General features: G+C 55.7%; 1 protein-coding gene and 1 pseudogene. Both read right to left on the reverse strand.

What is annotated here, in order from left to right; all coding sequences use genetic code 11:
• Positions 1–92: 92 nt before the first annotated feature.
• Positions 93–929 (reverse strand): ABC transporter ATP-binding protein, encoded by an 837-nt coding sequence (locus tag NW856_RS03760; protein ID WP_049749636.1) that lies wholly within the window; start codon positions 927–929, stop codon positions 93–95.
• Positions 930–1,359: 430 nt separating this feature from the next.
• Positions 1,360–1,633, reverse strand: a pseudogene (locus NW856_RS03765) (ribonuclease D); the annotation flags it as partial.

Below are 1,633 nucleotides of genomic sequence, written 5' to 3' on the forward strand. Positions count from 1 at the left end.
TGGGATCCCTCGGCAGAGATGCGCGGTAACCTGTCCAGCAAACCTTTCCAGATTTTTTGGATCCAGATTTTTTGGATCAAGGGCTCTTTGGCCTAATAGCTGCGCCGAATGTGCTGGCGCACTTCCGAGACCAAGCGGTGAAACTCGTCCGTCAGGCAGATCTCCAGCGGGCGTGGACGGGGCAGATCCACTTTGAGGGAAAAGATGATCTCGCTAGGCCGTGGCCCCATCACATAAATGGTATCGGAGAGGAAAACCGCCTCCCGCAAATCGTGAGTGATCAAAATGGCGGTGCAGCCGGTGCGCAGCCACAGCCGCTGCAACATTTCCCACATATCCTCGCGGGTAAAGGCATCCAAAGCGGCAAAAGGTTCGTCCAACAACAACAGCTCCGGCTGATGGATCAAAGCGCGGCACAGGGAAGCCCGCTGCCGCATTCCCCCAGAAAGCTGCCAAGGATAGGCTTTCTGAAAACCCTCCAAGCCTACGGTGGCCAGCAGCTCCAGCGCCGACTTCTCGTGCTGGGCCAGGTTTTGCTTGAAGGTGCGCTTGTAGGGCTCTACCACCTCCAACGGCAGCAACACGTTCTCCAGGGTTGTGCGCCAGGGCAGCAGCACCGGGTTTTGAAAGGCCATGCCCACACTCTTCAGGGGGCCGGCGATGGGCTGCAACTGAAAGTAGAGGGTGCCGCCATGGTCAGTGTTCAGGCCGGCCATCATCTTCAAAAGAGAAGTCTTGCCACAGCCGCTCGGCCCAACAATGGAGACAAACTCCGAGTGGGCAACAGAAAAGCTGACGTCGCGGATGATCGTGACTGGGGATCCCTTGGTGGGGTACTGCAGCGAGACGTGGCGCAACTCCAGAACGGGCTTGCCCGAAACAGCGGGGGAAGATAACCCACTTTGAACCACCCTCTGCGACTCCAACATTGACTCAACTCCAATGATTTTCATAGTGGCCCAAGTGAGGGCTGATCCCCCTGATCCAGACAGATGATGGCGGGAGCAATGAGGGTTGCAGGCCGGTTTATCTCGATTGGTATGGCCAACCCCGTCCCCACTACATCAGAGAGAGGGGCAGCCAGCTGTGTTGGCAGATACTTTATGCGCCGGTGACGTATCCCCATTTTCAGCTTCGGGAGAGGGGGGATCCCTGAGAATCCGGTCATCCAAAAGAATATGGTCATTTCGATGCAAACTAAGACACTGCACCCACACTAAAACGTTGGTCGCGTCGTCGCGCCAGCGTTGCGGAGCAATAATGCACGAAGCCAGAAAGCCTTTCTCAGTAGCCCTGGCGTCTCAACCTAACCTGAAACGACTATAACTATCTATAACTATCTATCAAATAAGACTCCGACTACTGATGTTCAAAGACGTTACTGAAGCCCAACAGATCCAGCTCGACCAAGGTGGGCAAATGTTGGAAACAGCGCTGTGCCAACTCCCAGCGTTCTTCCCGCCGTAACATCTCCGCCAGCTTGTGGCGAACCGGAATCAAATAGCGAACATCGTTGGCGGCATACTCCAGTTGTTCGGCGGATAGCGCGTGGACGGCTCCCCAATCGGAGCTTTGGGCAGTTTTGTTGAGTTCGACCCCGCACAGCTCGCTCACCACATCTTTGAGGCTGTGT

Source organism: Synechococcus sp. R3-13 (genome assembly GCF_047462195.1).
GTDB lineage: Bacteria > Cyanobacteriota > Cyanobacteriia > Thermostichales > Thermostichaceae > Thermostichus.